At 65.4% G+C, this 25,526-nt stretch carries 22 protein-coding genes; 2 read left to right on the plus strand and 20 right to left on the minus strand.

From position 1 onward, the window contains the following. Positions 1 to 2: 2 nt before the first annotated feature. From NU688_RS31110 to NU688_RS31145, 8 genes are all read right to left on the minus strand, one after another. Positions 3 to 662 carry a phospholipid-binding protein MlaC gene (locus NU688_RS31110; protein ID WP_257864728.1) on the minus strand — a complete coding sequence of 220 codons (660 nt, stop codon included), beginning with the start codon at positions 660 to 662 and terminating at the stop codon, positions 3 to 5. A 181-nt stretch (positions 663 to 843) separates the two neighbouring features. After that, positions 844 to 1,587 carry a VacJ family lipoprotein gene (locus tag NU688_RS31115; RefSeq protein ID WP_257864729.1) on the minus strand — a complete coding sequence of 248 codons (744 nt, stop codon included), beginning with the start codon at positions 1,585 to 1,587 and terminating at the stop codon, positions 844 to 846. A gap of 26 nt (positions 1,588 to 1,613) precedes the next feature. Continuing rightward, a complete protein-coding gene (gene mlaD, locus NU688_RS31120) occupies positions 1,614 to 2,108 on the minus strand; it encodes an outer membrane lipid asymmetry maintenance protein MlaD (protein WP_257864730.1) in 495 nt (164 codons plus the stop codon). Between the two features lie 37 nt (positions 2,109 to 2,145). Further along, the gene (gene mlaE, locus NU688_RS31125) at positions 2,146 to 2,928 is read right to left on the minus strand and encodes a lipid asymmetry maintenance ABC transporter permease subunit MlaE (protein WP_257864731.1); all 783 of its coding nucleotides are present in this window, start codon (positions 2,926 to 2,928) and stop codon (positions 2,146 to 2,148) included. Beyond that, positions 2,925 to 3,752 carry an ABC transporter ATP-binding protein gene (locus NU688_RS31130; protein WP_374684713.1) on the minus strand — a complete coding sequence of 276 codons (828 nt, stop codon included), beginning with the start codon at positions 3,750 to 3,752 and terminating at the stop codon, positions 2,925 to 2,927. The genes mlaE and NU688_RS31130 overlap by 4 nt, the downstream gene beginning before the upstream one ends. Positions 3,753 to 3,851: 99 nt before the next feature. Next, positions 3,852 to 5,330, minus strand: a complete 1,479-nt coding sequence (locus NU688_RS31135; protein WP_257864734.1) for a glutamate synthase subunit beta — start codon at positions 5,328 to 5,330, stop codon at positions 3,852 to 3,854. 35 nt (positions 5,331 to 5,365) lie between these two features. Further along, positions 5,366 to 10,114 (minus strand): glutamate synthase-related protein, encoded by a 4,749-nt coding sequence (locus NU688_RS31140; RefSeq protein WP_257864735.1) that lies wholly within the window; start codon positions 10,112 to 10,114, stop codon positions 5,366 to 5,368. Positions 10,115 to 10,301: 187 nt separating this feature from the next. After that, entirely contained in the window at positions 10,302 to 10,997 is a 696-nt protein-coding gene (locus tag NU688_RS31145) for a transposase (RefSeq protein ID WP_257864736.1), read from the minus strand. Between the two features lie 68 nt (positions 10,998 to 11,065). On the opposite strand from NU688_RS31145, the gene NU688_RS31150 reads away from it, so the two are divergent. After that, positions 11,066 to 11,773, plus strand: a complete 708-nt coding sequence (locus NU688_RS31150; RefSeq protein WP_257864737.1) for a DUF1266 domain-containing protein — start codon at positions 11,066 to 11,068, stop codon at positions 11,771 to 11,773. Between the two features lie 19 nt (positions 11,774 to 11,792). Here the strand turns inward: NU688_RS31150 and NU688_RS31155 are convergent, their stop codons facing one another. The 11 genes from NU688_RS31155 to NU688_RS31205 all read right to left on the minus strand — a co-directional run bounded on the left by NU688_RS31155 (position 11,793) and on the right by NU688_RS31205 (position 22,485). Then, complete coding sequence (locus tag NU688_RS31155) at positions 11,793 to 12,674, minus strand: SAM-dependent methyltransferase (RefSeq protein WP_257864738.1); 882 nt, start codon at positions 12,672 to 12,674, stop codon at positions 11,793 to 11,795. Then, positions 12,671 to 13,246 (minus strand): DUF1415 domain-containing protein, encoded by a 576-nt coding sequence (locus NU688_RS31160; protein ID WP_257864739.1) that lies wholly within the window; start codon positions 13,244 to 13,246, stop codon positions 12,671 to 12,673. Before NU688_RS31160 ends, NU688_RS31155 begins: the two co-directional genes overlap by 4 nt. Further along, positions 13,243 to 14,499 (minus strand): CynX/NimT family MFS transporter, encoded by a 1,257-nt coding sequence (locus NU688_RS31165; RefSeq protein ID WP_257864740.1) that lies wholly within the window; start codon positions 14,497 to 14,499, stop codon positions 13,243 to 13,245. The genes NU688_RS31160 and NU688_RS31165 overlap by 4 nt, the downstream gene beginning before the upstream one ends. Beyond that, positions 14,496 to 15,626, minus strand: a complete 1,131-nt coding sequence (locus tag NU688_RS31170) for a deoxyguanosinetriphosphate triphosphohydrolase (RefSeq protein WP_257864741.1) — start codon at positions 15,624 to 15,626, stop codon at positions 14,496 to 14,498. The genes NU688_RS31165 and NU688_RS31170 overlap by 4 nt, the downstream gene beginning before the upstream one ends. A 61-nt stretch (positions 15,627 to 15,687) precedes the next feature. Next, positions 15,688 to 16,800 (minus strand): 3-dehydroquinate synthase, encoded by a 1,113-nt coding sequence (aroB, locus tag NU688_RS31175; RefSeq protein WP_257864742.1) that lies wholly within the window; start codon positions 16,798 to 16,800, stop codon positions 15,688 to 15,690. Positions 16,801 to 16,834: 34 nt separating this feature from the next. Next, positions 16,835 to 17,383 carry a shikimate kinase gene (locus NU688_RS31180; protein WP_257864743.1) on the minus strand — a complete coding sequence of 183 codons (549 nt, stop codon included), beginning with the start codon at positions 17,381 to 17,383 and terminating at the stop codon, positions 16,835 to 16,837. 23 nt (positions 17,384 to 17,406) lie between these two features. Further along, positions 17,407 to 19,572 carry a type IV pilus secretin PilQ gene (pilQ, locus tag NU688_RS31185; RefSeq protein WP_257864744.1) on the minus strand — a complete coding sequence of 722 codons (2,166 nt, stop codon included), beginning with the start codon at positions 19,570 to 19,572 and terminating at the stop codon, positions 17,407 to 17,409. Further along, positions 19,569 to 20,108 (minus strand): pilus assembly protein PilP, encoded by a 540-nt coding sequence (locus NU688_RS31190; protein WP_206177493.1) that lies wholly within the window; start codon positions 20,106 to 20,108, stop codon positions 19,569 to 19,571. The genes pilQ and NU688_RS31190 overlap by 4 nt, the downstream gene beginning before the upstream one ends. After that, entirely contained in the window at positions 20,105 to 20,782 is a 678-nt protein-coding gene (locus tag NU688_RS31195) for a type 4a pilus biogenesis protein PilO (protein WP_257864746.1), read from the minus strand. The genes NU688_RS31190 and NU688_RS31195 overlap by 4 nt, the downstream gene beginning before the upstream one ends. Before the next feature lie 6 nt (positions 20,783 to 20,788). Then, positions 20,789 to 21,409, minus strand: a complete 621-nt coding sequence (locus NU688_RS31200) for a PilN domain-containing protein (protein ID WP_257864747.1) — start codon at positions 21,407 to 21,409, stop codon at positions 20,789 to 20,791. After that, positions 21,406 to 22,485 (minus strand): pilus assembly protein PilM, encoded by a 1,080-nt coding sequence (locus NU688_RS31205; protein WP_013539687.1) that lies wholly within the window; start codon positions 22,483 to 22,485, stop codon positions 21,406 to 21,408. Before NU688_RS31205 ends, NU688_RS31200 begins: the two co-directional genes overlap by 4 nt. 238 nt (positions 22,486 to 22,723) lie before the next feature. Between NU688_RS31205 and NU688_RS31210 the strand changes: the two genes are divergently transcribed. Then, positions 22,724 to 25,135 carry a penicillin-binding protein 1A gene (locus NU688_RS31210; protein WP_257864748.1) on the plus strand — a complete coding sequence of 804 codons (2,412 nt, stop codon included), beginning with the start codon at positions 22,724 to 22,726 and terminating at the stop codon, positions 25,133 to 25,135. Positions 25,136 to 25,145: 10 nt separating this feature from the next. Here NU688_RS31210 and cyaY read toward each other — a convergent pair whose 3' ends face one another. Continuing rightward, positions 25,146 to 25,478 (minus strand): iron donor protein CyaY, encoded by a 333-nt coding sequence (gene cyaY / locus NU688_RS31215; RefSeq protein WP_257864749.1) that lies wholly within the window; start codon positions 25,476 to 25,478, stop codon positions 25,146 to 25,148. Positions 25,479 to 25,526 lie beyond the last annotated feature (48 nt).

The raw sequence follows: 25,526 nt of genomic DNA on the forward strand, positions 1-25,526 counted from the left end.
GGTCAGCCCTTGGTGTTGCTCTTGTTGCGGCTGGCCAGCGCGGTGATCAGGCCGTCGATGCCGCTCTTGTTGATTTCCTGCGCGAACTGCGTGCGGTAGGTATCGACCAGCCAGACGCCCAGCACATTGAGGTTGTAGACCTTCCAGCCCGCGCCCTGGCCTGGCGTCTTCTCGAGGCGGTAGTCCAACTGCACAGGGTCGCCGCGGCCCTGGATCTCGGTGCGGACCAGCACTTCCTTGTCGTCGGCCGAACCGCGGAACGGACGGACGGTGACGGTCTGGTCGACCACCTGGTCGAGTGCACCGGCGTAGGTGCGAACCAACAGGGCCTTGAATTCTTCCTGCAGGCGCTTTTGCTGCTCGGGCGTGGCCTGGCGCCAGGCTGGGCCAACGGCGGAGGCCGTCATGCGCTGGAAGTTGACGTTCGGCATGATCTTGCTGTCGACCAGCAGCATGATCTTGTTGACGTCGCCGGCCTTGATCGACGTGTCAGCCTTGATCGTCTCCAGCACGTCGGTCGACAGGCGCTTGACCAGCGCGTCGGGCGCCTCGTCGGCGGCATAGGCCGGGCGGACGAAGGCGGCGGCAGCGCCCAGCAGCAGGGCACCGGCCAGGACCAGTCGGCCCACATCGCGTCGTTGCAGCAAGATCTTGTTGTTCATGGAGAGTCCCTCAAATTTTGAAAAATCGACGAAGCACCGGGATCGCACAAAGCAGTCGGGTGCTACGACAAGAACGGATTCGACAGGCCCGGGGCCTACCGGGTTCCTGAAGCGCAGGTGAAGCCTTGCAACCGGATGCAAGCGGCTTCATCGCCCGCTCTCGCGCTTTTTACTTACTTATCTACTTTCCGGCGCCGTCGTCGGCCGGGCTGTTGCCGGCACCGTCGTCCGGCGGATTGCCGTCGTAGACCTGGCTGCGGCGGCGCTGCAGGAACGCATCGCGCGTGAACGAGTACTTGTCGAGCGCCGCTTCGCCGAGCAGGCGGGTGGCACGCAGGTACTGCGAGCGCGTATCGACAATGTGCAGCACCGTGAGCGAATTGCGCCAGGCCACGTCGTTCATCTGTGAAACCGGGTCGCCCAGGCGGTCCACCGGCAATGCCACCGTGTCGCGCAGGGTCGAGGGGCCGAGCACCGGCAGCACCACATAGGGACCGGCGCCCACGCCCCAGTAACCCAGCGTCTGCCCGAAGTCTTCTTCGTGGCGGGGGATGCCCGCCTCGGTGGCCACGTCGAGCAGCCCGCCGAGCCCGAAGAAGGTGTTGACGTTGAGCCGCATGAAGGTCTCGGCGCTGCCTTGCAACTTGAGCTGCACGACGTTGTTGGCAAGGTTCCAGACGTCGCCCACGTTGTCGAAGAAATTGGTCACGCCCGCGCGCACCATCGAGGGCAAGACGCGCTGGTAGGCGGTGGCCACCGGCACGAGGACGGCGTCGTCGACCGTGTCGTTGAAGCGCGTCACGCCGCGATTGAAAGGCTCGAACGGATCGGCCGGATTGGCGTTGGGCCCGGTGGCGCACCCAGCAACGATCGCCAGAGCGGCGGCGGCAATTGCCCAACGGGCACTATTCGCTATGTTTTTCATAGCATGCGATGCAAAGAATCGTGATGTCATTTTTTGTTGGCTGTTCCCGGCGCCGTGTTCGAGCCCCCTTCGGCCGCCTTGCTGTAGAGGAACTGGCTGATCAGGTTTTCCAGCACCACGGCCGACTGGGTCGCGGTGATGGTGTCGCCGGCTTGCAAGTTCTTCTCCTCGGCGCCCGCTTCGATGCCGATGTACTGCTCGCCGAGCAGGCCACTGGTCAGAATCTTGAGCGAGCTGTCCTTGGGAAAACTGTAACGGTTTTGAAGTGCCAGCGTCACGTCGGCCTGAAAGGCCTTGTCGTTGAACGCGATGGATTCCACACGGCCGACCACCACGCCGGCACTCTTGACCGCGGTTTGCGGCTTCAAACCACCAATGTTGTCGAAGCGCGCGGTGACCGTGTAGGTCTTCTGGAAATTCAGGCTCAGCAGGTTGGCCGACTGCAGCGCGAGGAACAGCAGTGCGGCCGCGCCGATGAGCACGAATAGGCCGACCCAGATGTCGTTGTTGGTACGTTGCATGGTTTGCACTCTCTAGAACGATGGGAGCGGTGCCCCTTTAGATACTGAACATCATGGCGGTGAGCAGGAAGTCCAGCCCCAGCACCGCGAGCGATGCCGTCACCACCGTGCGCGTGGTTGCGCGCGATACGCCTTCGGGCGTGGGCTGGGCCTCGTAGCCCTGCAGCAGCGCAATGAAAGTCACGGTGAAGCCGAAGACGATGCTCTTGATCACGCCGTTGCCGACGTCGCGCCACACATCGACGCCGCCCTGCATCTGGCCCCAGAACGCGCCCGGATCGACCCCCAGCATCAGCACGCCGACCACGTAGCCGCCCATGATGCCGACCGCGCTGAACACGGCCGCCAGCAGCGGCATGGTGATGACGCCGGCCCAGAAGCGCGGCGCAAGGATGCGCTGCACCGGGTCGACCGCCATCATTTCCATGGCGCTCAATTGCTCGTCGGCCTTCATGAGGCCGATCTCGGCAGTGAGCGATGTACCGGCCCGACCGGTGAAGAGCAGCGCCGCCACCACGGGCCCGAGCTCGCGCACCAGGCTCAGCGTGACCAGCAGGCCGAGCGCCTCGGACGAGCCGTAGCGCTGCAGCGCGTAATACATCTGCAACCCCAGCACGAAGCCGACGAACAGCCCCGACACGCCGATGATCGCGAGCGAGTAGTTGCCCAGGAAATGGATCTGGTCGCGCACGAGGCTGAAGCGACGCATGATCTGCGCGCCGGGACCGACGAGCCGCATGAAGAGCTTGGCGCCGTAGCCCAGATTCGCCAGATGGCTGCGTACGGCAAAGCCGATATCGGCGGGCTTCCACCAGCTCATGAACGCCCTCCTTCCACATTGCCGAAGTCGGCTTCGATGCTGACGCCCGGGTAGTGAAAGCGCACCGGCCCATCGGGCAGCGCATTCACGAACTGGTGCACCAGCGGGTCGGCGCTCTCTCGCACCTCGGCGGGCGCGCCCTGCGCGGCGATGCTGCCGTTGGCCAGGATGATCACGTGATCGGCGATGCGGAAGGTTTCTTCGAGGTCGTGCGACACGATGATGCTGGTCAGCCCGAGCGTGTCGTTGAGCTGGCGGATGAGCCGCGCCGCGGTGCCGAGCGAAATCGGGTCGAGGCCGGCGAAGGGTTCGTCGTACATCACGAGATCGGGGTCGAGTGCGATCGCGCGCGCCAGCGCCACGCGCCGCGCCATGCCGCCCGACACCTCGCTGGGCATCAGGTCGCGCGCACCGCGCAGGCCCACCGCGTCGAGCTTCATGAGCACCACGTCGCGCACCAGCGCCTCGGACAGTTGGGTGTGCTCGCGCAGCGGGAACGCCACGTTGTCGAACACGGTCATGTCGGTGAACAGGGCACCGGACTGGAACAGCATGCCCATGCGGCGCCGGGCCACGTAGAGCGCCGCGTTGTCGAACTTGCCGACGTCGTGGCCGTCGAAATGCACTTCGCCGCGCTGCGCCCGCTGCTGTCCGCCGATCAATCGCAACACCGTGGTCTTGCCGCCACCGGAGGCGCCCATCAGGGCCGTGACCTTGCCGCGGGGGACGGCGAACGAGACGCCGTCGAGGATCGCGCGCGCGCCGTAGCCGAACGTGACGTCGCGGAACTCTACGAAGGGTTGTGGCTGTGCGGCTGGGTCCATCTCAATAAAAAAGCCGGGGCGCCTCTTCAGGCATCCCGGCATGCGGTTTCCGCGAATGATAGCGGGGCCGCGAAGGGCCCCGCGAAATTGAAACAAAATTCAGCGCGGCAAATCACTGAATCCCATCAGGAACTCGTCCACCGAGCGTGCAGCCTGGCGCCCCTCGCGAATCGCCCATACGACCAGCGACTGGCCGCGGCGGATGTCGCCTGCTGCAAACACCTTCGGCACGTTGGTGGCATAGCCACCGATGAAGTCGACGGTGGCCTTGGCATTGCCGCGCGCATCCTTCTCCACGCCGAAAGTGTCGAGCACGGTGGCCACGGGGCTGATGAAGCCCATCGCCAGCAGCACGAGGTCGGCCTTGAGGATCTGCTCGCTGCCGGCCACTTCCTGCATCTTGCCGTCCTTCCACTCGACGCGAACGGTCTTCAGGCCCGCGACCTTGCCCTTTTCGCCGATGAACTCCTTGGTGGAGATGGCGAACTCGCGCTCGCAACCCTCTTCATGGCTGGAGCTGGTGCGCAGCTTGATCGGCCAGTAGGGCCAGGTCAGCGGGCGGTTTTCTTCCTCGGGCGGCTGGGGCATCAGCTCGAACTGCGTGACGCTCACGGCGCCATGGCGGTTGCTGGTGCCCACACAGTCGGAGCCGGTGTCGCCGCCGCCGATGACGATGACGTGCTTGCCGTCGGCGCGCAACTGACCCTTGACCTTGTCGCCAGCGTTGATGCGGTTCTGTTGCGGCAGGAACTCCATCGCGAAGTGGATGCCGTCGAGGTCGCGGCCGGGCACCGGCAGGTCGCGCGATTGCTCGGCGCCGCCGGTGAGCACCACGGCGTCGAAGTCCTTCTGCAATTGCTCGGGCGTGATGGTTTCCTTGGCGAGGTTGGTCACCTTGGAGCCCTTGCCGAGCGGGTCTTTGGCGGCGCCGATCATCACGCCCGTGCGGAAGGTCACGCCCTCGGCCTTCATCTGCTCGACACGGCGGTCGATGTGGGTCTTCTCCATCTTGAAGTCGGGGATGCCGTAGCGCAGCAGGCCGCCGATGCGGTCGTTCTTCTCGAACAGCGTCACGTCGTGGCCGGCGCGCGCCAGTTGCTGCGCAGCCGCCATGCCGGCCGGGCCTGCGCCCACCACGGCCACCTTCTTGCCGGTCTTGTGTTTGGCCACGCGCGGCGCGACCCAGCCTTCGTCCCAGGCGCGGTCGATGATCGCGTGCTCGATCGACTTGATGCCGATCGCGTCGTCGTTCACGTTGAGCACGCAGGCTGCCTCGCAAGGTGCGGGGCAGATGCGGCCGGTGAACTCGGGGAAGTTGTTGGTCGAGTCGAGCACCGCGAAGGCGTTCTGCCAGTCGTCGCGGTACACGAGGTCGTTGAAGTCCGGAATGATGTTGTTGACCGGGCAGCCGCTGTTGCAAAACGGCGTGCCGCAGTCCATGCAGCGCGCGCCCTGCACCTTGGCCTGCTCGGGCGTCAGGCCGACGACGAATTCCTTGTAATGCTTGACGCGCTCGTCGATGGGCTTGTAGCCCTCCTCGATGCGCTCATGCTCCATGAAGCCGGTGATCTTTCCCATCGTGCTGTCCTCTGTTCTTCGTGTGTCGTTGCCGCTCAGACCGCGGCGGTTGCAGCCGGTGCGACCAGCGCGTGCGGCTCGAGGCCGGCGTGCGCGTTGTTGCCGCTGCTCGCCAGCTCGACCTTGCGGTCGTGCAGTTCGCCGAGGGCGCGCTTGTATTCGTTCGGGAACACCTTCACGAACTTGGTGCGCGACACGGCCCAGCTGTCGAGCAGTTCGCGCGCGCGCTTGCTGCCGGTCCAGCGGTGGTGCTCTTCGAGCAGCTTCTTGAGCTGGGCTTCGTCGGTCTCGCCGCCGTGCCAGACCTTGCGGTGCACGCTGGCGGTCTGCTCGGCGGAGGTCAGCACCTTGTCGAGCGACACCATCGAGAGGTTGCAGCGCGTGGCGAACTGGCCGTCCTCGTCGTAGACGAAGGCGACGCCGCCGCTCATGCCGGCCGCGAAGTTGCGGCCCGTCTTGCCGAGCACCGCGACCGTGCCGCCGGTCATGTATTCGCAGCCGTGGTCGCCGGTGCCTTCGATGACCGCCGTGGCGCCCGACAGGCGCACCGCAAAACGCTCGCCGGCCACGCCGCAGAGATACGCCTCGCCGGTCGTCGCGCCATACAGCGCGGTGTTGCCGACGATGGTGTTGCGCACCGCTTCGCCGCGGAAGTCGAGGCTGGGTCGCACCACCACGCGGCCGCCCGAGAGGCCCTTGCCGGTGTAGTCGTTGGCGTCGCCGATCAGGTACAGCGTGATGCCGCGTGCCAGGAAGGCGCCGAACGACTGGCCGCCCGTGCCTTCGAGCTGGATGCGGATCGAGTCGTCAGGCAGCCCCTGCGGATGCACCTTGGTGAGAGCACCCGAGAGCATCGCACCCACCGAGCGGTTGACGTTGCGCGCCACCTCGATGAACTGCACCTTCTCGCCCTTGTCGATGGCGGGACGCGACTTCTCGATGAGCTTGACGTCGAGCGCGCGTTCGAGGCCATGGTCCTGGCTCTCGACATGGAAGCGCGGTACGTCGGCCGGCACGTTCGGCAGCGCGAACAGGCGGCTGAAATCGAGGCCGGCGGCCTTCCAGTGTTCGATGCCCTTGCGGGTGTCGAGCAGGTCGGCGCGGCCGATCAGGTCGTCGAACTTGCGGATGCCCAGCTGGGCCATGATCTGGCGCACTTCTTCCGCCACGAAGAAGAAGTAGTTGACGACATGCTCGGGCTTGCCCGAGAACTTCTTGCGCAGGATCGGGTCCTGCGTGGCCACGCCCACCGGGCAGGTGTTCAGGTGGCACTTGCGCATCATGATGCAGCCCTCGACCACCAGCGGCGCGGTGGCGAAGCCGAACTCATCGGCGCCGAGCAGCGCGCCGATGGCGACGTCGCGGCCGGTCTTCATCTGGCCGTCGGCCTGCACTCGGATACGGCTGCGCAGGCGATTGAGCACCAGCGTCTGCTGCGTTTCGGCCAGGCCGATTTCCCACGGGCTGCCCGCGTGCTTGATCGACGACCAGGGCGAGGCGCCCGTGCCGCCGTCGTGGCCGGCGATCACGACGTGGTCGCTCTTGCACTTTGCCACGCCCGCCGCGATGGTGCCGACGCCGATTTCGCTCACCAGCTTGACGCTGATGCTCGCGTGCGGCGCGGCGTTCTTCAGGTCGTGGATCAGCTGGGCCAGGTCTTCGATCGAGTAGATGTCGTGGTGCGGCGGGGGCGAAATGAGGCCCACGCCCGGCACCGCATAGCGCTGCTTGCCGATGTACTCGGTGACCTTGCCGCCGGGCAGCTGGCCGCCCTCGCCCGGCTTGGCGCCCTGCGCCATCTTGATCTGGATCTGGTCGGCTGAGTGCAGGTACTCGGCCGTGACGCCGAAGCGGCCCGAGGCCACCTGCTTGATGCGCGAACGCAGCGAGTCGCCGTCCTTGAGCGGCAGGTCGACCTCGACGTTAGCCGCGCCGATCACGCTCTTGAGCGTGTCGCCCTGCTTGATCGGGATGCCCTTGAGCTCGTTGCGGTAGCGTGCCGGATCTTCGCCGCCTTCGCCCGTGTTGCTTTTGCCGCCGATGCGGTTCATGGCAATCGCCAGCGTGGCATGTGCCTCGGTGCTGATCGAGCCGAGCGACATCGCGCCCGTGGCGAAGCGCTTGACGATGTCCGCGGCCGCTTCGACCTCGTCGACAGGAATCGCCTTGGCCGGATCGATCTTGAATTCGAACAGGCCGCGCAGCGTGAGGTGGCGACGGTTCTGGTCGTTGATGAGCTGCGCGTATTCCTTGTACGTGTTCCAGTTGTTGGAGCGCGTGCTGTGCTGCAGCTTGGCGATGGCGTCGGGCGTCCACATGTGCTCTTCGCCGCGCGTGCGCCAGGCGTATTCGCCGCCGGCGTCCAGCATGTTGGCGAGCACCGGGTCGTCGCTGAACGCGGCCTTGTGCATGCGGATGGCTTCCTCGGCGATCTCGAAGACGCCGATGCCTTCCACGCGGCTGGCCGTGCCGGTGAAGTACTTGTTCACCGTCTCGGTGTTGAGGCCGATGGCTTCGAACAGCTGCGCGCCGCAGTAGCTCATGTAGGTGCTGACACCCATCTTCGACATGATCTTCGACAGGCCCTTGCCGATGGCCTTGACGTAGTTGTAGACCGCCTTGTCGGCGCTCAGGTCGCCCGGCAGGTCGGCGTGCATGGCCGCCAGGGTTTCCATCGCGAGGTACGGGTGCACGGCTTCCGCGCCGTAGCCGGCGAGCACGCCGAAGTGATGCACTTCGCGGGCCGAACCGGTTTCAACGACGAGGCCGGCCGTGGTGCGCAGGCCTTCACGGACCAGGTACTGGTGGACGGCCGACAGCGCGAGCACCGCCGGAATCGCCACCTGCGTCGGGCTCACGCCGCGGTCGCTCACGATCAGGATGTTGTGGCCGCCCTTGATGGCATCGACCGCTTCGGCGCACAGCGAGGCCAGCTTGGCTTCGACGCCCTCGTCGCCCCAGGCGAGCGGGTAGGTGATGTCGAGCGCGTAGCTCTTGAACTTGCCCTGCGTGTACTTGCCGATGTCGCGCAGCTTGGCCATGTCGGCGAAGTCCAGGATCGGCTGGCTCACTTCGAGCCGCATCGGCGGGTTGACCTGGTTGATGTCCAGCAGGTTGGGCTTCGGGCCGATGAAGGACACCAGCGACATCACGATCGCTTCGCGGATCGGGTCGATCGGCGGGTTGGTCACTTGCGCGAACAACTGCTTGAAGTAGTTGTAGAGCGGCTTGTTCTTGTTGGAGAGCACGGCCAGCGGGCTGTCGTTGCCCATGGAGCCGATGCCTTCTTCGCCGGCCTGCGCCATCGGGCTCATCAGGAACTTGATGTCTTCCTGGGTGTAGCCGAAGGCCTGCTGGCGGTCGAGCAGCGCCACTTGCGACAGCGGTGCAGAGACCGGCTCGGCCTTGACGCTGTCGAGCTTGATGCGCAGATTCTCGATCCACTGCTTGTAGGGCTTGCTGTTGGCGAGGGTGGACTTGACCTCCTCGTCGTCAATCATGCGGCCCTGCTCCAGGTCGATCAGGAACATCTTGCCGGGCTGCAGGCGCCACTTGCGCACGATCTTCTGCTCGGGCACGGGCAGCACGCCCGACTCCGAAGCCATGATGACCAGGTCGTCGTCGGTCACGCAGTAGCGGGAAGGACGCAGGCCGTTGCGGTCGAGCGTGGCGCCGATCTGACGGCCGTCGGTGAAGACGATGGAAGCCGGGCCGTCCCACGGCTCGAGCATGGCGGCGTGGTACTCGTAGAACGCGCGGCGGCGCGGGTCCATGGTGGCGTGCTGTTCCCAGGGCTCGGGAATCATCATCATCACGGCCTGGCTGATGGGGTAGCCGGCCATCGTCAGCAGCTCGAGGCAGTTGTCGAAGGTGGCGGTGTCGGACTGGCCGGCGAAGCTGATCGGGTAGAGCTTCTGCAGGTCGGCGCCGAGCACGGGCGACGACATGACGCCCTCGCGCGCCTTCATCCAGTTGTAGTTGCCCTTGACCGTGTTGATTTCGCCGTTGTGGGCGACATAGCGGTACGGGTGAGCCAGCGGCCACTCGGGGAAGGTGTTGGTCGAGAAGCGCTGGTGCACCAGGCCCAGGGCCGAGACGCAGCGCTTGTCCTGCAGGTCCATGAAGTAGGTGCCAACCTGGTCGGCGAGCAGCAGGCCCTTGTAGACCACGGTGCGGCTCGACATGCTCGGAACGTAGTATTCCTTGCTGTGCTTGAGCTTCAGGCGCTGGATGTTGGCGCTGGCGGTCTTGCGGATCACGTAGAGCTTGCGCTCCAGCGCGTCCTGCACGATCACGTCGTTGCCGCGGCCGATGAACACCTGGCGCAGCAGCGGTTCCTTGGCGCGCACGGTGGGCGACATGGGCATGTCGCGGTTGACCGGCACATCGCGCCAGCCCAGCAGCACCTGGCCTTCGGCCTTGATGGCGCGTTCCATCTCCTGCTCGCAGGCTTCGCGGGAGGCGTGTTCCTTCGGCAGGAAGATCATGCCGACGCCGTATTCGCCGGGCGGGGGCAGCGTGACGCCTTGCTTGGCCATCTCTTCGCGATAGAGATGGTCGGGCAGCTGGATCAGGATGCCGGCGCCGTCGCCCATCAGCTTGTCAGCGCCCACTGCGCCGCGATGGTCGAGGTTCTCGAGGATCTTCAAGCCCTGCAGCACGATGGCGTGGCTTTTTTCGCCCTTGATGTGGGCCACGAAGCCGACGCCGCAGGCATCGTGCTCGTCGGCACCGGAATACAGACCGTGTTTTTGGAGATGTTCGATCTCTGCAGCCGTCGTCATGGCGCGCTCCTTCATCAGTTTTCGCAGGGAAAGGGAGCATATTGCGATGCACAAAGAATGCCAAACACTTTAATAGGGGTCAGATTCTTATTAAAAGTCGAGTTTTCTTATCGGAATTAAATTGGGGACATATCAAAAAGAGTAGCAAGAAATCCAGGCAGCACAATGGCTATCTGGCACTTTCAGCTCAAGAATTGGAAGCGGAAGGAGGCCGGCCAGCCTTGGCCTTGACCACGCGACGCTCAGTCGATTTCTGTAATGAGTCCAGAAAATCCCCGTCGCCCGCCGCCCAGCCCCGCAAAGTGGCCTCGGTCAGCGCATCCTGATCGGCCGCCCGGACCCCGGCGCGCACCAACTCGACATACGCCGCCTCGCGCGCGAACGGCGTGTTGCCGAGTTCCCAGTACAGCGGATGCGGTGTCAGCAGCTTGTCGTGTCGCAGGCCCGCGTAGTGCCCGTGGCTCGACCACGGGTAGTCGCGGGCATCGGCCGCCATGCCGGCGCGCACCGGGTTGAGGTCGATGTAGGCCATGCAGGTCATCAAGTAGCGATCGGTCTGGATCAGCGTCGACCTGTAGCGGCCTTCCCACAAGGTGCCGCTGCGGCCATGGCGGTCATTGAAGTAACGCACGTAGCTGCGCCCCACGGACTGCATGAACTGCGGCAGGCCGGTGGTGCTGTTCGGCGTGGCCAGCAGGTGGAAGTGGTTGTCCATCAGCACGTAGGCGTGCAGCGCAATACCGAAGCGCGCGGCGTTGTCGGCCAACAGGCCGAGCAGCTTTTCGTGATCCGCGCGATCGACAAAGATCGGCTGGCGGTTGTTGCCGCGCTGGATCACGTGGTGTGGCATGTCGGCCAGCGTGAGACGGGGGAGACGGGCCATGGAATGGAGTGACGCGCGAGGCTTGTATCCTAAGCGGCCCGTTTACCAACGCACCCAGGGAGGGATGAATGTTCAAGTTTTTCAAGGAACTGGTCGATTCGGTGAAAGAAGGCATGGCGGAAGGAAAGGCCGAACTCGCCCAGGAAGCGGCCGATCGCGAGACTGCGCTGCAGGAGACCAACGCCGCGCTGGCGGCGCGCCTTGCAGCCTCTTCGCGCTTCGAGAATTTCGCCGTGGCGCTCGCCGCGGTGTACCGGCAAACCTTCGCGCCCGACCTCAACGACGCCCGCGAAGCGAAACGCAGTGCCGTGCACCTGCTGTGCATCGGCATTCCGCCCAACGAAGTCGAGGCCTGGAAGAAACTGCTGGCACGCGATTTCTCGGTGACGAATGGCGAAGAGGCGGAGGCCGCGGTGGTGGAGATCGTCGACGACCTCGCTTCGCAAGCCAGCAATGACGATCTGGCCCTGTGGATCGGTCGCGCTGCTCACCTGGCGACCGGCGCGGCGGCCGTCGGCCATGCAACTGCAGAAGAAGCACTGGACTGGCTCGAGCCCGCGGCAGAGCTTGCCATCGAGCGCTTCAGTGGCTGGGATAACTACGCGCAGAGCTTTCTCGCCGGCGAGCGCAACGCGCCGGGCAGCAACATCGTCGGGCGCAAGCTGCTGGCCTCGGTGGCCGAGAAGCTTCTCGCGGACGAACTCAGCCCCTGGAAAACGGTGGCGTGGCCCGCGCGCGATTCGTTCACCGATCTGGTGGCTTCGCGCGCCGCGTAGCCCCCGCGATGCGGGCGCGTCAGCCCAGGCGAAACCGCGTATCGCCGAGCGTGTCCAGCCCGAACTGCGACAGCAGCTCGCCCAACCGCGTCGCCGCGCTGGCCTTGCGCTGCCCGGTGTAGCGCGCCAGGATCAGTTCGTTCTTCATGCTGTGCTCCCAGCCGACCAGCTCGGTGACCGTGACGCTGTAGCCATTGGCTTCGAGGTACAGGCAGCGCAGCACGTTGGTGAGCTGGCTGCCGATTTCGCGCGTGTGCAGCGGATGGCGCCACAGTTCCGCGAGCGGCGTGCGCGACAGGGCCAGAGCCTTGGTTTCGCGCAGGCACGCCGCCACTTCTGCCTGGCAGCACGGCACCAGCACCATGCAGCGCGCCTTCTTCGCCAGGCCGAAGGCGATGGCGTCGTCGGTCGCGGTGTCGCAGGCGTGCAGCGCGGTGACCACGTCGATCTGCCCCGGCAGCTCGCTCGCATTCGCCGATTCCGCCACCGTGAGATTGAGGAACGACATGCGGCCGAAGCCCAGGTGTTCGGCCAGCTTGCGCGAGCGCTCGACCAGCTCGGCGCGCGTCTCGATGCCGTAGACATGCCCGCCCTCACGCGCCCTGAAGAACAGGTCGTAGATGATGAAACCGAGGTACGACTTGCCCGCGCCATGGTCGGCCAGCGTGGCCTCGGCCCCCTCGCCCGGCAGCTCGCGCAGCAGCTGCTCGATGAACTGGAACAGGTGATAGACCTGCTTGAGCTTGCGCCGCGAGTCCTGATTGAGCCGGCCCTCGCGCGTGAGGATGTGCAGTTCCTTTAGCAGTTCGATGGACTGCCCGGGGCGCAGCACCTCGGTCAGTTCGGCATCGGCCTTGGCAGCCTTGTTCGTCTTCGTGGCCTTGGCCGCGTGTGCGTTCATGGTCGGGCACTCCCGGGTCCCACGTCGAGCGCAGCCCAGCCGTCGGGGCCCAGCGCTTCGAGCGTCTCGATGTTGCGTTCGAAGATGGCCTCGGCTTCCGGAAACGCCTCGACCGCGCGGCTCACGCTGTCCTCGCGCAGCAGGTGCAGCGTGGGGTACGGCGCGCGGTTGGTCGCGTTCTCGATGTCGTCCGGCTCGGTGCCCGCGAACTGGAACTGCGGGTGAAAGCTCGCGAGCTGAAACACGCCGTCGAAGCCCGCTCGGGAGAGCTTGCGTTCGGCGCGCCCCAGAAAATCGTTGAAGTCCAGAAAATCCGCCAAGGTGTTGGGTGCGATCAGAAGTGTGGTGTCGCGCACGGGGGCGTCGACGGCTGCGAGTTCGTTGGCTTCGGAAAGAAGCGCCTCCATCAGGCCGGACTCTCCGGCGGGCAGGTGCACGGCGTAGTGGATCTGTGCCTTCACATGCACCACCTTGGCGAACGGACACAGGTTGAGGCCGATCACCGCACGCTCGAGCCAGCGGCGCGTGTCGGCTTCGGCCTGAATGGCGTCGATTGTCGCCGGGCCGGTCATGTCACCTCCGCTGCAGGGCGTATTCGGCCCAGGCGCCGCGCGACCGCCATGCCGGCCAGGGAACAGGCCAGCGTCGCTGTCCACGTCCAATGCCAGCCGCCCACGCGGTGTGCCACCCACGCCACAGCCGGCGGCGCCAGGAACTGCCCCAGCGAAGAGGCCTGCTGCATGAGCCCCACCGTCGTGGAAACCGTGGTGGGACTGGGCGCCAGCCGCACGCCGAGCAGGAACAGCGTGGCCGGCACCATGCCGCCGCCGAGCGAGAAGGCGCAAACCGCGGCGTAGCGAAGCGCAGGCGGCAAACCCAGTGCGTCCGCGCCCTGCCCCACCTGTGCAAATGCGGCCACGCCGCCGAGCGCCATCGCCAGGAAGCCCCATTGCAGCAGTCGCTCGGGCGCCACGCCGCGCTGCAGCCAGCGACCGCCCGCGACGTTGCCGACGATGTTCATTGCGGCCGCGATCGCGGTGAGCACCGCATTCCAGCCGGCCGGCACGCCCGCGCCGGCGTAGATGGCGGGCAGGAAGCCGATCACGGCCATCCACTGGGCGGAGTAGACGGCGAAGGTCAGTGCGGTGAGCCAGGGCGCGCGGGCGCTGACGGTGGCACGCAAGCGCGAGGCCCAGCCTTCGCCGGCTGCACCCGCCACGGCTGGGCGCAGCCGGTCCGCAGGCACGGCCGACCACACCCACAGCGCAGCGGCGGCCGAAACGACCGACAGCGCCCACCACCAGTCGGCCCACCCGCCCCAGGCGATCAACGCCGGTCCCAGCAACAGCGCGAGGGCCACGCCAAGCGGCATGTAAGCACCCCAGAGACCGAGAGCCGCCTTGTCGGCGCCCGATGGCGTCAGAGCGCGGATCAATCCGGGGCCCGGCATCACCGCCAGCAAGAAGCCGATGCCTTCGACCGCGCGCAGGACCAGCAGCCACTGCACGGCATGCGCGCCGCCGACAAGGCCTGCGCCGACCGCGCCGCCGAGCAGACTGGCCACCGTCAGCACCACGAGCCCCGTCAGCATGCTGCGGCGCAAGCCGATGGTGTCGGCAGCGAGGCCGGCCACGAGGCCCAGCGTCATGCTCGCCACCTGCACCAGCGACAGCAGGAAACCTGCCTCGACCAAGCCGATGCCGAGGGAAGCCTGCAGCGCCGGCACCGCGGGCGGCAGCTTGCCCAGGTGCAACGCGGCACTGACGCCGCCGAGCATGACGGCGAAGGCGGCGAGCGGGACGCGCGGTGCGGGGCTCGAACTCACGCGATGCCCCGCCGGCCAGTCAGCCGCTCGTGCTCGCGCATCGCAAAGCGATCGGTCATGCCCGCGATGTAGTCGGCCACGGCCCGGTGCCGGTCGCGGCGCTCGGCATAGGAGCCGGGCATCTCGGCGCTGCGTTCGAGGTAGGCCTCGAACAGTTCGCGCACCACTTGTTGCGCCTGGTCGGTCGTTTGCGTCACCTGCGGGTGGCGATAGAGGTTGCGGAACAGGAAGCGCTTGAGTTCGTCCGACTGGGCCTGCATGGTCTCGCTGAAGGCGACGACGGGCGGCGCGTGGCGCACGGCGTCGGCATCGGCGGGCGCCAGCGCTTGCAGCACCGCGCGTGTGGCGTCGATCACGTCGTAGACCTGCGCGCTCAGCATGCGCCGGATGGTCTCGTAGAGCACGCGGCGCCCCTGCAGGTCGGGATATTCGGACAGCGCCTCGCGGCGGTAGCGCTCGAAGAGCTCCACCTCGGCCAACTGCTCGACGCTGATGAGACCCGAGCGCACGCCGTCGTCGATGTCGTGTGCGTTGTAGGCGATGGCATCGGCCAGGTTGCAGAGCTGCGCCTCGAGGCCCGGTTGCGTGCGGTCGAGGAAGCGGTGCGCCACGCCGTTCGGTTCGGCCAGCTCCAACCGCTCGGCATTCGCGCGCGAGCAGTGCTTGAGGATGCCCTCACGGGTCTCGAAGCTGAGGTTCAGGCCGTCGTACTGCGGATAGCGATGCTCCAGCGCATCCACCACGCGCAGGCTCTGCAGGTTGTGCTCGAAGCCGCCGTGGTCGGCCATGCATTCGTTCAGCGCATCCTGGCCGGCATGGCCGAACGGCGTGTGGCCCAGGTCGTGCGCCAGCGCGATCGCTTCGACCAGGTCCTCGTTGAGGCGCAACGCGCGCGCAATCGAGCGGCCCAGTTGCGCGACCTCCAGCGAATGCGTGAGCCGCGTGCGGAACAGATCGCCTTCGTGGTTCAAGAAGACCTGCGTCTTGTAGACCAGCCGGCGGAACGCCGTGGAATGCACGATGCGGTCACGATCGCGCTGGAAGGCGTCGCGGGTGGGTGCGGGCGGCTCGGCATGACGGCGGCCGCGCGACTGCGCTGGGTGGCAGGCATAGGCCGCGAGACTCATGAGCGGGCCTCGGCGCTTCGCGTTGCGGTGCGCGCTTGCCCGGACCGGCCCGGCGCTGCGCTCATCCCGCCACGCAGCACTGCGCGAGGACTTCGCGCACCAGCGCGTCGGGCGCGCTGCTGACTGCGGCGGAACCGGGCTTGTCGATGACCACAAAGCGAATCTCGCCGGCTTCCGACTTCTTGTCGACGCGCATGAGTTCGAGATAGCGCTCGGCGCCCAGCGCCGGACCGACGATCGGCAGGCCCGCGCGCTCAATGAGGCGCGTGAGCCGCGCCACGAAAGCCGCGTCGACACCGCCCAGCCGCTGCGACAGGTGCGCAGCCATGACCATGCCGCAGCCGACCGCCTCGCCATGCAGCCATTCGCCGTAGCCGAGGCCCGACTCGATCGCGTGGCCGAAGGTGTGGCCGAAATTCAGGATGGCGCGCAGGCCCGTCTCGCGCTCGTCCTGGCCAACCACCAGCGCCTTGATCTCGCAGCTGCGCTTGACGGCATAGGCCAGCGCGGCCGGGTCGCGTGCGACCAGCGCGCCGACGTTCGCCTCGATCCAATCGAAGAAGGCCATGTCGTGGATCGGGCCGTACTTGATCACTTCGGCCAGGCCCGCACTGAGTTCGCGCGGTGGCAGGGTCTGCAGCGTGCCCAGGTCGCAGACCACGAGCTGCGGCTGGTAGAACGCGCCGATCATGTTCTTGCCGAGCGGATGGTTGATGGCCGTCTTGCCGCCGACCGACGAATCGACCTGCGCCAGCAGCGTGGTCGGCACCTGGATGAAGGGCACGCCGCGCATGTAGCTGGCGGCGGCGAAGCCGGTCATGTCGCCCACCACGCCGCCGCCCAGAGCGAACAGCACGGTCTTGCGGTCGCTGCCGTGGCCCAGCAACGCGTCGAAGATCAGGTTCAGGGTCTCGAGGTTCTTGTGCACCTCGCCGTCGGGAAGCTCGAGCAGGTGCACGGTGCGAAAGCGGTTCGCCAGCGCCGCCCGAAGGGCCTTGGCGTAGAGCGGAGCGACCGTGGTGTTGCTGACGATCAGCGCGCTGGCCGCCGCGGGCGTGGCCGCGAAGCTCGCCGGATCGTCCAGCAGACCGGCGCCGATCAGGATGGGGTAGCTGCGCTCACCGAGCTGAATGTCGACGCGTTCTGGCGGTGCGGAAAGTGCGGGCAATGGCATGGCAGCGAGTTTAGGCGCTGCGGCCGGGGACGGCTCAGGCGGTGGGCTCTTCGGGGTGGGCGCCCGGCGCGACGACGCCGGCCAGTTCGAGCTGCATCACGATGATGTTGACCAGCATGGCGATCGAGGGGCGCCCGGTGTCGACCACGTCATGCGCCGTCTCGCGGTAGAGCGGGTCACGTGCATCGTGCAGCTCGCGAAGCCGTCCGAGCGGGTCGGCCACCTGCAGCAGCGGCCGCTTGACGTCGTGGCGCAGCCGCCGGAACAGGTCTTCGGGGGAAGAGCGCAGGTAGATCACGTGGAAGTGATCACGCAACTGGCCCCGGTTGGCTTCCCGCAGTACGGCGCCGCCACCGGTGGCGAGCACGCCCTGGGCGTTCGCGGCGAGATCGGCGATGACGGTCTGTTCGAGATCCCGGAAGACCGTTTCGCCTTCGCGCTCGAAGTAATCACGGATCGAGCAGCCGATGCGCTGTTCGATCACGTGATCGGTGTCGATGAATGGAGTGTTCAGCCGCGCCCCCAGGCGCCGGCCCACTGCGGATTTTCCGGCGCCGGGCAAGCCGACGAGTGCGACCGCCACGCGGTGGCTGCTACGCCCGCGCGTCAGCGCGCAGCGTTGCGGTCGGTAATCATCTTTGGAGTGATAAAGACGAGCATTTCGGTCTTGTTGGCAATGCGTTCACGCTTGCGGAACAGTGCCCCTAGATAGGGCACCTCACCCAGCACCGGCACGCGCGACTCGTCATTGGTTTCGGTAAGTTCGAAGATACCACCGATGACAACCGTGCCGCCGTTCTCCACCAGCACCTCGGTCTGCACGTGCTTGGTGTTGATGGCTGGGCCTGACGGTGTATTGACGCCGCGCGCATCCTTGCTCACATCCAGGGTCAGGATGATGTTGCCTTCAGGCGTGATCTGCGGGGTGACTTCCAGCTTCAGCACCGCCTTGCGGAACGAGATGGAGGTCGCGCCGCTGGAAGTCGCCTGCTGATAAGGAATTTCTTCGCCCTGCTCAATCAGCGCCTTGGTCTGGTCGGCAGTGATGACGCGAGGGCTGGAAACCAGCTTGCCCTTGCCGTCGGCTTCGAGCGCGGAGATTTCGAGGTTCAGCATGCGCGAGAAACTCGAATTGAAGAGCGAGATCGCGAAGGTGCCGGCTGCGGTGCCTGCCTGGCCTGCATCGCCTGCAGGCAGGTTGACGAAGTTGGAATTGGTCCAAGTCGTTGTGGGAGTGCCACCGCTATTGCCACCCGAACCGCCCGTGCCCGAGACAGGCATCGCGCCGACCGTTCCGAACGCACGGTTGCCGGCCGACGAAGCAAAGCGCTCTCCTGCAATGCCACCACCCAAGCGAACGCCGAGTGACTTGCCGAACGTGTCGGAAGCTTCGACGATACGAGCTTCGATCAGCACCTGACGGACGGGAATGTCCAGCTTCTGAATCAGCTCCGTCACCTGCGCCAGGCGCGATGGAATATCAGACACGAACAACTGATTGGTTCGAGATTCGGCGATGACGCTGCCACGGGGGCTCAAGATGCGGGTCGTAGTGCCACTGCTGCTGCCACCGCCGCTGCCGCCGGCCGAAGCTCCAGTACCCATCAGGCCCTGCGCGATAGCGATCGCCTTCGTGTAGTTCAACTGGAACGATTGCGTCCGCAGCGGCTCCAGATTCTCGATCGCAGCCTTCGCCTCGAACTCGAGCTTTTCCTTGGCGTTGATTTCATCCTTGGGCGCAATCCACAGCACGCTGCCGTTCTTGCGCATGCCCAGGTTCTTAGCCTGCATGATGATGTCGAGCGCCTGATCCCACGGCACGTCCTTCAAGCGCAGCGTCAGCGCACCAGTCACCGAGTCAGAGGTCACGATGTTGAAGTTCGTGAAGTCGGCAATCACCTGCAGAAGTGAGCGGATCTCGATGTTCTGGAAGTTCAGCGAGAGTTTCTCGCCGTTGTAGCCCACGCCCTGTGTCAGCTTGGTCGGGTCCACCTTGCGAGCACGGACTTCCACCACGAACTGGTTTTCGCTCTGGTAGGCGCTGTGTTCCCAGTCGCCCTTGGCTTCGATCGTCATGCGCACGCGGTCGCCCGACTGCTGCGATGTGATCAGCTGGACCGGTGTTCCGAAGTCGCCCACATCGAGACGGCGACGCAGGCCCTCGGGCAGCGTCGACTTGGTGAACTCCACGACGAGGTTCTTGCCTTGTTGCTTGACGTCGACGCCCACCTGATTGTTCGGCAGATCGACGATGACGCGGCCGGTGCTGTCGGCGCCGAGGCGGAAGTCGACGTCGCGCAGGGGCAGCGTGTCACGGTTGCGGTTCTCCGCGAAAACCGTGGCCGTGGATGCAGCCAATGCAGTGCCAGCCACCGGTTCGAGGACGACCAGCAGCGACTTGCCCTGGATTTCCGTCTTGTATGCGGTGGCCTGCTTCAGGTTCAGCACCACGCGGCTACGCTCGCCGGCCTGAACTACATTGACCGAACGCAGGTTGCCCTGATTCACCTCAATGGCAGAACGCCCGATGGCATTCGTCACGCCCGGGAAGTCGAGCGCGATCCGCGCCGGCGTCTGGACGGCGAATCCGGCCGGCACCGCCGTGAGCGGCTGGGCGAGATCGATCCGGATCACCTCGGCGCCGGATTGCGTCGAGCTGGTCACAGCCTCGATCGCATTTTGCGCATGGGCGACGGCAAGTGCACCGAAGGCCAGCAGACCCAGCCCGGTGGCGCGCAGCCACTGTGCCATCGTTGATTTTTTTTGGTTCATTTCGCACTCTCTTGCAGCTGCAATGTCGCCACGCGTTCGATCCATTCACCGGCGGCGTCTTGCACGATTTCACGCAAGGCGACTTCGGTTTCGTTGATACGGGTAATGCGCCCGTAGTTGAGCCCCAGGTACTCGCCGACGCGCACCTTGTAGAGCAGCTTGTCGACACGAACCAGCGCCACCGGCTGGCCGTTGCGGTTCATGCTGCCGACCATGGCCATCGAATCCAGCGGGAAGGCTTCGAGCGACTCCTTGCGGCGCGCCAGTTCGGGCGCGATCAGCTCCGAGGTGCTCGGCTGGTTCGACTCGCGGCGCAGCGCCTGCGTCAGCTTCAGGATGTTGAACGGCTCGAAGGAGGAGCCTTCGGTATACGCCTGAGGCGTGAATTTCTTGGGCTCGGCAATCGGCGGCACCGAAGGCTTCACCTGGGCGCGCTGCTCGACCATCCAGCGCTGGAGGTCTTCCTGGCCGGAATCGCAGGCGCTCAGACCCGCCGTGGCCAGCATCAGCCACAGGACTTTGCTTGCCGTCCTCATTTCTTCGCCTTCGGCGCCGTGGCGCGTTTCTGGGCGGCCCGCTCGTCCTCGTCGAGATAGCGGAAGGTGCGCGCGGTGGTATCCATCGTCAGCACGTCCTTGTCCTTTTGCGGCGTGATCGTCACGTTGTTGAGCGTCACGATGCGCGAGAGGCTGGCGACGTCCGCAGCGAAAGCACCCATGTCGTGATAGCGCCCCGTGACGCGAATGGCGATCGGAAGCTCTGCGTAGTAGTCCTTCACCGACACCGAGCCCGGGCGGAACAGCTCGAACTGCAGGCTTCGGCCGAGCCCGGCCTGGTTGATGTCCGAGAGCAGTGCATCCATTTCCGCCTTGCTGGGCAGTTGCTTCTCGAGCAGGGTCACGTATTGCTGCACCTGCTCGCGCTGCTTCTTCAGCAGGTCGAGATTGGCCGCCTGCGCGACCTTCTTCTGGTAGTCGGTCTTGAGCGTCACTTCCTTGGCCCGCTCACTCTCGAGTTGGTCGTTGGAGTTGGTGAGCCAGACGAACCACAACCCCACGAGCACCAGCGCAGTCACGGCCAGGCACAGGGCATAGCGCGGGATCGCCGGCCACACCGACGGATCGTTCGGATTCAGTCCGCGGAATTGGTCGCCGACATTCCGCAGCACGGCACCGGCGTCTACTTTTTGGGAGGGGCGATTGCTTGCCATGATCGATTACCCCTTGGCCTGCGCCGCTGCCGCCAATGCCTTTTCGGCTGCAGCCTTCTGCGCATCGGTCGGCCGCTTCAGGCCGATCTTCATCGTGAAATTCGCGACGCGACGCTGATCGCGCTGGCTCAGATTGACCGTCGTCGAAGTGATTTCCACCAGCTCCGGCTTCACCAGCCAGGGACTGTTGTTGCCCAGGTTGCGCAGCAGCTCCGACACGCGTTCGTTCGACTGCGCCATGCCTTGCAGCGTGACGGTCTGGTTGTCCTGCTTCATGTTGGTCAGATAGACACCGTCGGGCAGTTGCCGGACCAGTTCGTTGAGCAGGTGCACGGGCAGGTTGCGGTCGCCCTGCAGGTCTTCGACCGCCTGCTGGCGTGCGCGCAGCGACGCGATTTCGTCCTGTAGCGTCGAAATCTCCTTGATCTCGACCTCGAGCTTCTTGATCTCGGCCTGCAGGAAGCTGTTCTTCGATTGCTGAGTCGAGATCTGCGCCTCGAACCAGAGGTAGCCGAGGCCTGCGATCAAGCCGCCCAGCAGCGCAGCGCCGCCGAGGGTTCCATAGAAGGCCTCGCGACGCCGCTTGCGGGCGGCTTCGCGGTGCGGAAGCAGATTGATGAGGATCACTGCAGGAACCTCCGCATGGCAAGGCCGCAAGAGGTCAGGTACGAGGGCGCTTCGCGCCGCACCTTCTTCTCGCGGATGCTCGGCCCGAAATCCATGCCGTCGAACGGATTGACGAGCGAGCAGGCAAAAGAGGTCTGGCGGGTGACGGCACTGGTCAGCCCCGGCAGCGACGACGAACCGCCGGCCAGCAACACATAGTCCACCCGGTTGTGCGGCGTGCTGGTGAAGAAGAACTGGAGCGCGCGCGCGATTTCCTGCGCGATGCTTTCCACGAAGGGCTTGAGCACGCCTGAGCCGTAGTCGTCGGGCAGGTCGCCGCTGCGCTTCTTGGCTTCGGCTTCCTCGGCGGAAAAGCCGTACTGGCGGACGATCAGCTGGGTCAGCTGGGCGCCACCGAAGGCCTGGTCGCGGTCATACAACACTTCCTGGTTGCGCAACACCTGCATGCTGGTGGTGAAAGCGCCCACCTCGAAGAGCGCCACGATCGAATCCACGCCCTTGCCGGGAAGTTGCTCGATCAGGCGTGCGGTTGCGAGGCGCGAGGCATAGGACTCGACGTCCAGGATCATGGCCTTCAGCCCGGCCGCTTCGGCCAGGCCTTCGCGGTCCTGGACCTTTTCCTTGCGGGACGCGGCGATCAGCACTTCCACATCACCGGCGGAGCTGGTGCTCGGGCCCGTGACGCAGAAGTCGAGGCTCACCTCGTCCAGCGAGAAGGGGATGTACTGATTGGCTTCGGACTCGACCTGGATCTCGAGTTCCTGCTCGCTCATGCCACCGGGAAGAATGATCTTCTTGGTGATCACCGCCGAGGGCGGCAGCGCGAGCGCGACGTTGCGCGTCTTGGTGCCGCTCTTGCGCACGACGCGCCGGACGGCTTCGGCCACCTCGTCGAACTTCTCGACGTTGCCGTCCGTGATCCAGCCGCGTTCCAGGGGCTCGATGGCGCAGCGCTCCAGAACCAGCTTGCCGCTGGCCTCGCGGCCGAGCTCTACCAGCTTGACGCTGGACGAGCTGACATCCAGCCCAAGCAAGGGGGCGTTTTGACGACGAAACAATGATCCAAGAGCAGCCAAGTTAGGTCCCTCTCCCCCTGTATTTGTAACCAATGGAAAAATATGCGTTCGGTTGCACTCTAGCAGCAGGCGTAACGCCAACCAAGCAACCCGAGGGGGCAAAACGGACAACCGTTGTCAAAACCTGACGTCAAAGCCGCATTCTGTAACTTTTGGATTAGGACTGCACAGCGAAACAAAGTTCGGATCGCGCCCAAGGGGCGGCTTTTTATAATGTCCGGTGACTCTCCGGGCCCTCATGCAAGAAACTTCACGCCCCAAAGGGCCAGCCAAGACCCCTCCTCCCGCGCGCCCAGCCTGGCTCAAATGGCTGCTGCGCTTCGTGTTCTGGGGGCTCGGCATTGCCGCGGCCGGTGTGCTGTCGGTCGTCTGCGTGGTCGCGGTGGCCCTGGCGGTCGCCTATCCGAACCTGCCGGACATCTCGGAACTTTCCGACTACCGGCCCAAGCTGCCGCTGCGGGTTTTTTCCGCCGAAGGCACGCTGATCGGTGAATTCGGCGAAGAGCGCCGCAACCTCACGCCGATCGCCGCCATTCCCAAGGTGGTGAAAGACGCGGTGCTCGCCGCCGAGGACGCGCGCTTCTATGACCACGGCGGTGTCGACTACAAGGGCATGGTTCGCGCCGGCCTGGCCAACCTGAACCGCGTGAAGAGCCAGGGCGCCTCGACTATCACGATGCAGGTGGCGCGCAATGTCTACCTGAGCTCCGAGAAGACGCTGACCCGCAAGGTCTACGAGGTGCTGCTGACCTTCAAGCTGGAGCACCTGCTCAGCAAGGACCAGATCTTCGAGATCTACCTGAACCAGATCTACCTCGGCAATCGCGCCTACGGCTTTGCCGCTGCATCCGAAGCGTATTTCGGCAAGCCCTTGCAGGAACTGACCATCGCGCAAGCCGCCATGCTGGCCGGCCTGCCGAAGGCGCCGGGCGCGAACAACCCGGTCAACAACCCGCAACGCGCGCGCGGCCGCCAGTTCTATGTGATCGACCGCATGCAGGAATCCGGCTTCATCACCGCCGAGCAGGCGGCCGAAGCCAAGAAGGAGGAACTGCACCTGCGCGATGCCGCCGACCCGAACCGCCTGCACGCCGAATACGTCGCCGAAACCGTGCGCCAGCTGATGTATGCGCAATACGGCGACAGCACCTACACGCGCGGGCTCAAGGTCTACACCTCGCTGGTCGCAGCCGATCAGGCGGCTGCCTACAAGGCGCTGCGCAAGGGCATCATGGATTACGAGCGCCGCCAGATCTACCGCGGCCCCGAGAAGTTCGTCGACCTGCCGGCCGACAACAAGGACCTCGACGAAGCCGTCGACGACGCACTGACCGACCATCCCGACAACGGCGACGTGATGGCGGCCGTGGTGCTCAAGGCCAATGCCAAGGAAATCACCGCGGTGCGCGGCAATGGCGACCCAGTGCAGATCACTGGCGAAGGCCTCAAGCCCGCGCAGTCAGGCCTCTCCGACAAGGCGCCGCCCAACATCAAGATCCGCCGCGGTGCGGTGATCCGCGTGGTGAAGACGCCCAAGAACACCTGGGAAATCACGCAGTTGCCTGAAGTGGAAGGCGCCTTCATCGCCATGGACCCGCGCGACGGCGCGATCAAGGCACTGGTCGGCGGCTTCGATTTCGGCAAAAACAAGTTCAACCACGTCACGCAGGCCTGGCGTCAGCCGGGTTCGAGCTTCAAGCCTTTCATCTACTCGGCGGCGCTCGAAAAGGGATTCACCCCCGCCACGGTCATCAACGACGGCCCGCTCTTCTTCGATGCCGGCACCACCGGCGGCCAGCCCTGGGAGCCGAAGAACTACGGCGGTGGCTACGACGGCCCGATGTCGATGCGCACGGCGCTGATGAAGTCGAAGAACCTGGTGTCGATCCGCATCCTGCAATCCATCGGCACCCGCTACGCGCAGGATTGGATCACCAACTTCGGCTTCGACAAGGACAAGCACCCCGCCTACCTTCCGATGGCGCTGGGCGCAGGCGCCGTCACGCCAATGCAAATGGCGGTGGGCTACTCGGTGTTCGCCAATGGCGGGTACCGCGTCAATCCTTACCTCGTGACCCGCATCACCGACCACAAGGACAAGCTCCTGGTCGACAAGCAGCCCTCGCTGCTCAACGAGGCGACCCGCGCCATTCCCCAGCGCAACGCCTTCATCATGGACACGCTGCTCAATTCCGTGGCCCGTGCCGGCACCGCCGCCAAGGCACAGGCCATGCTCAAGCGTGTCGACCTGTACGGCAAGACCGGCACGACCAACGATTCGCTCGATGCCTGGTTCGCGGGTTTCCAGCCCACGATGACGGCCATTTCGTGGATCGGCTACGACACGCCGCGCAACCTGGGCGACCGTGAAACCGGCGGCGGCCTGAGCCTGCCGATCTGGATCAACTACATGGAGACCGCCATCAAGGGCGTGCCCGTGACCGACCTGTCGACCACGCCGCCCTCGGGCATCGTGAATGTGGGCGGCGAGTGGTACTACGACGACTATGCGCCGGGCCGCGGCGTGGCAACCCTGGGCGTGGAAGCGGCAGCACCCGTGGCGCCGGTCGAGGCCCTGACCGGCGCACCGGTGAGCCCGCCGGCGCCGCCGGAAGAGCGCAACCGCATCCTGGATCTCTTCAGGAACTGACGACGGCGAATCAGGCGGCCGCGAACGCCAGCGGCTGACCTGCCTGCAGCGTGGCTTCACGCGAGAGGTTGCCGAAGAACTCCTCGCCCGTCTTGGTGTCGACCCAGGCCTGGCCGTCGTGCCGATAGTGATAACCACCGGAGCGCGCGGCCAGCCAGATCTCCTGCAGCGGCTTCTGCAGGTTCACGATCAGCTGGCTGCCGTTCTGGAAGGACATCGTGATCATCCCGCCCACCCGCTGGTTGTCGATGTCGGCGTCGGTCGCGTCGTTGATGCGATCGCAGGCTTGCTCGATCGCAGCGAGCGCTGATTCGGCGCGGTCCATGTACTCGGTGTCGGTCATTACAATTTCGTTATGTTGAATGTTCGTCAAATTCTAGTGACCGCCCGC

This window comes from Variovorax sp. ZS18.2.2 (assembly GCF_024701975.1).
Taxonomy (GTDB): domain Bacteria; phylum Pseudomonadota; class Gammaproteobacteria; order Burkholderiales; family Burkholderiaceae_C; genus Variovorax.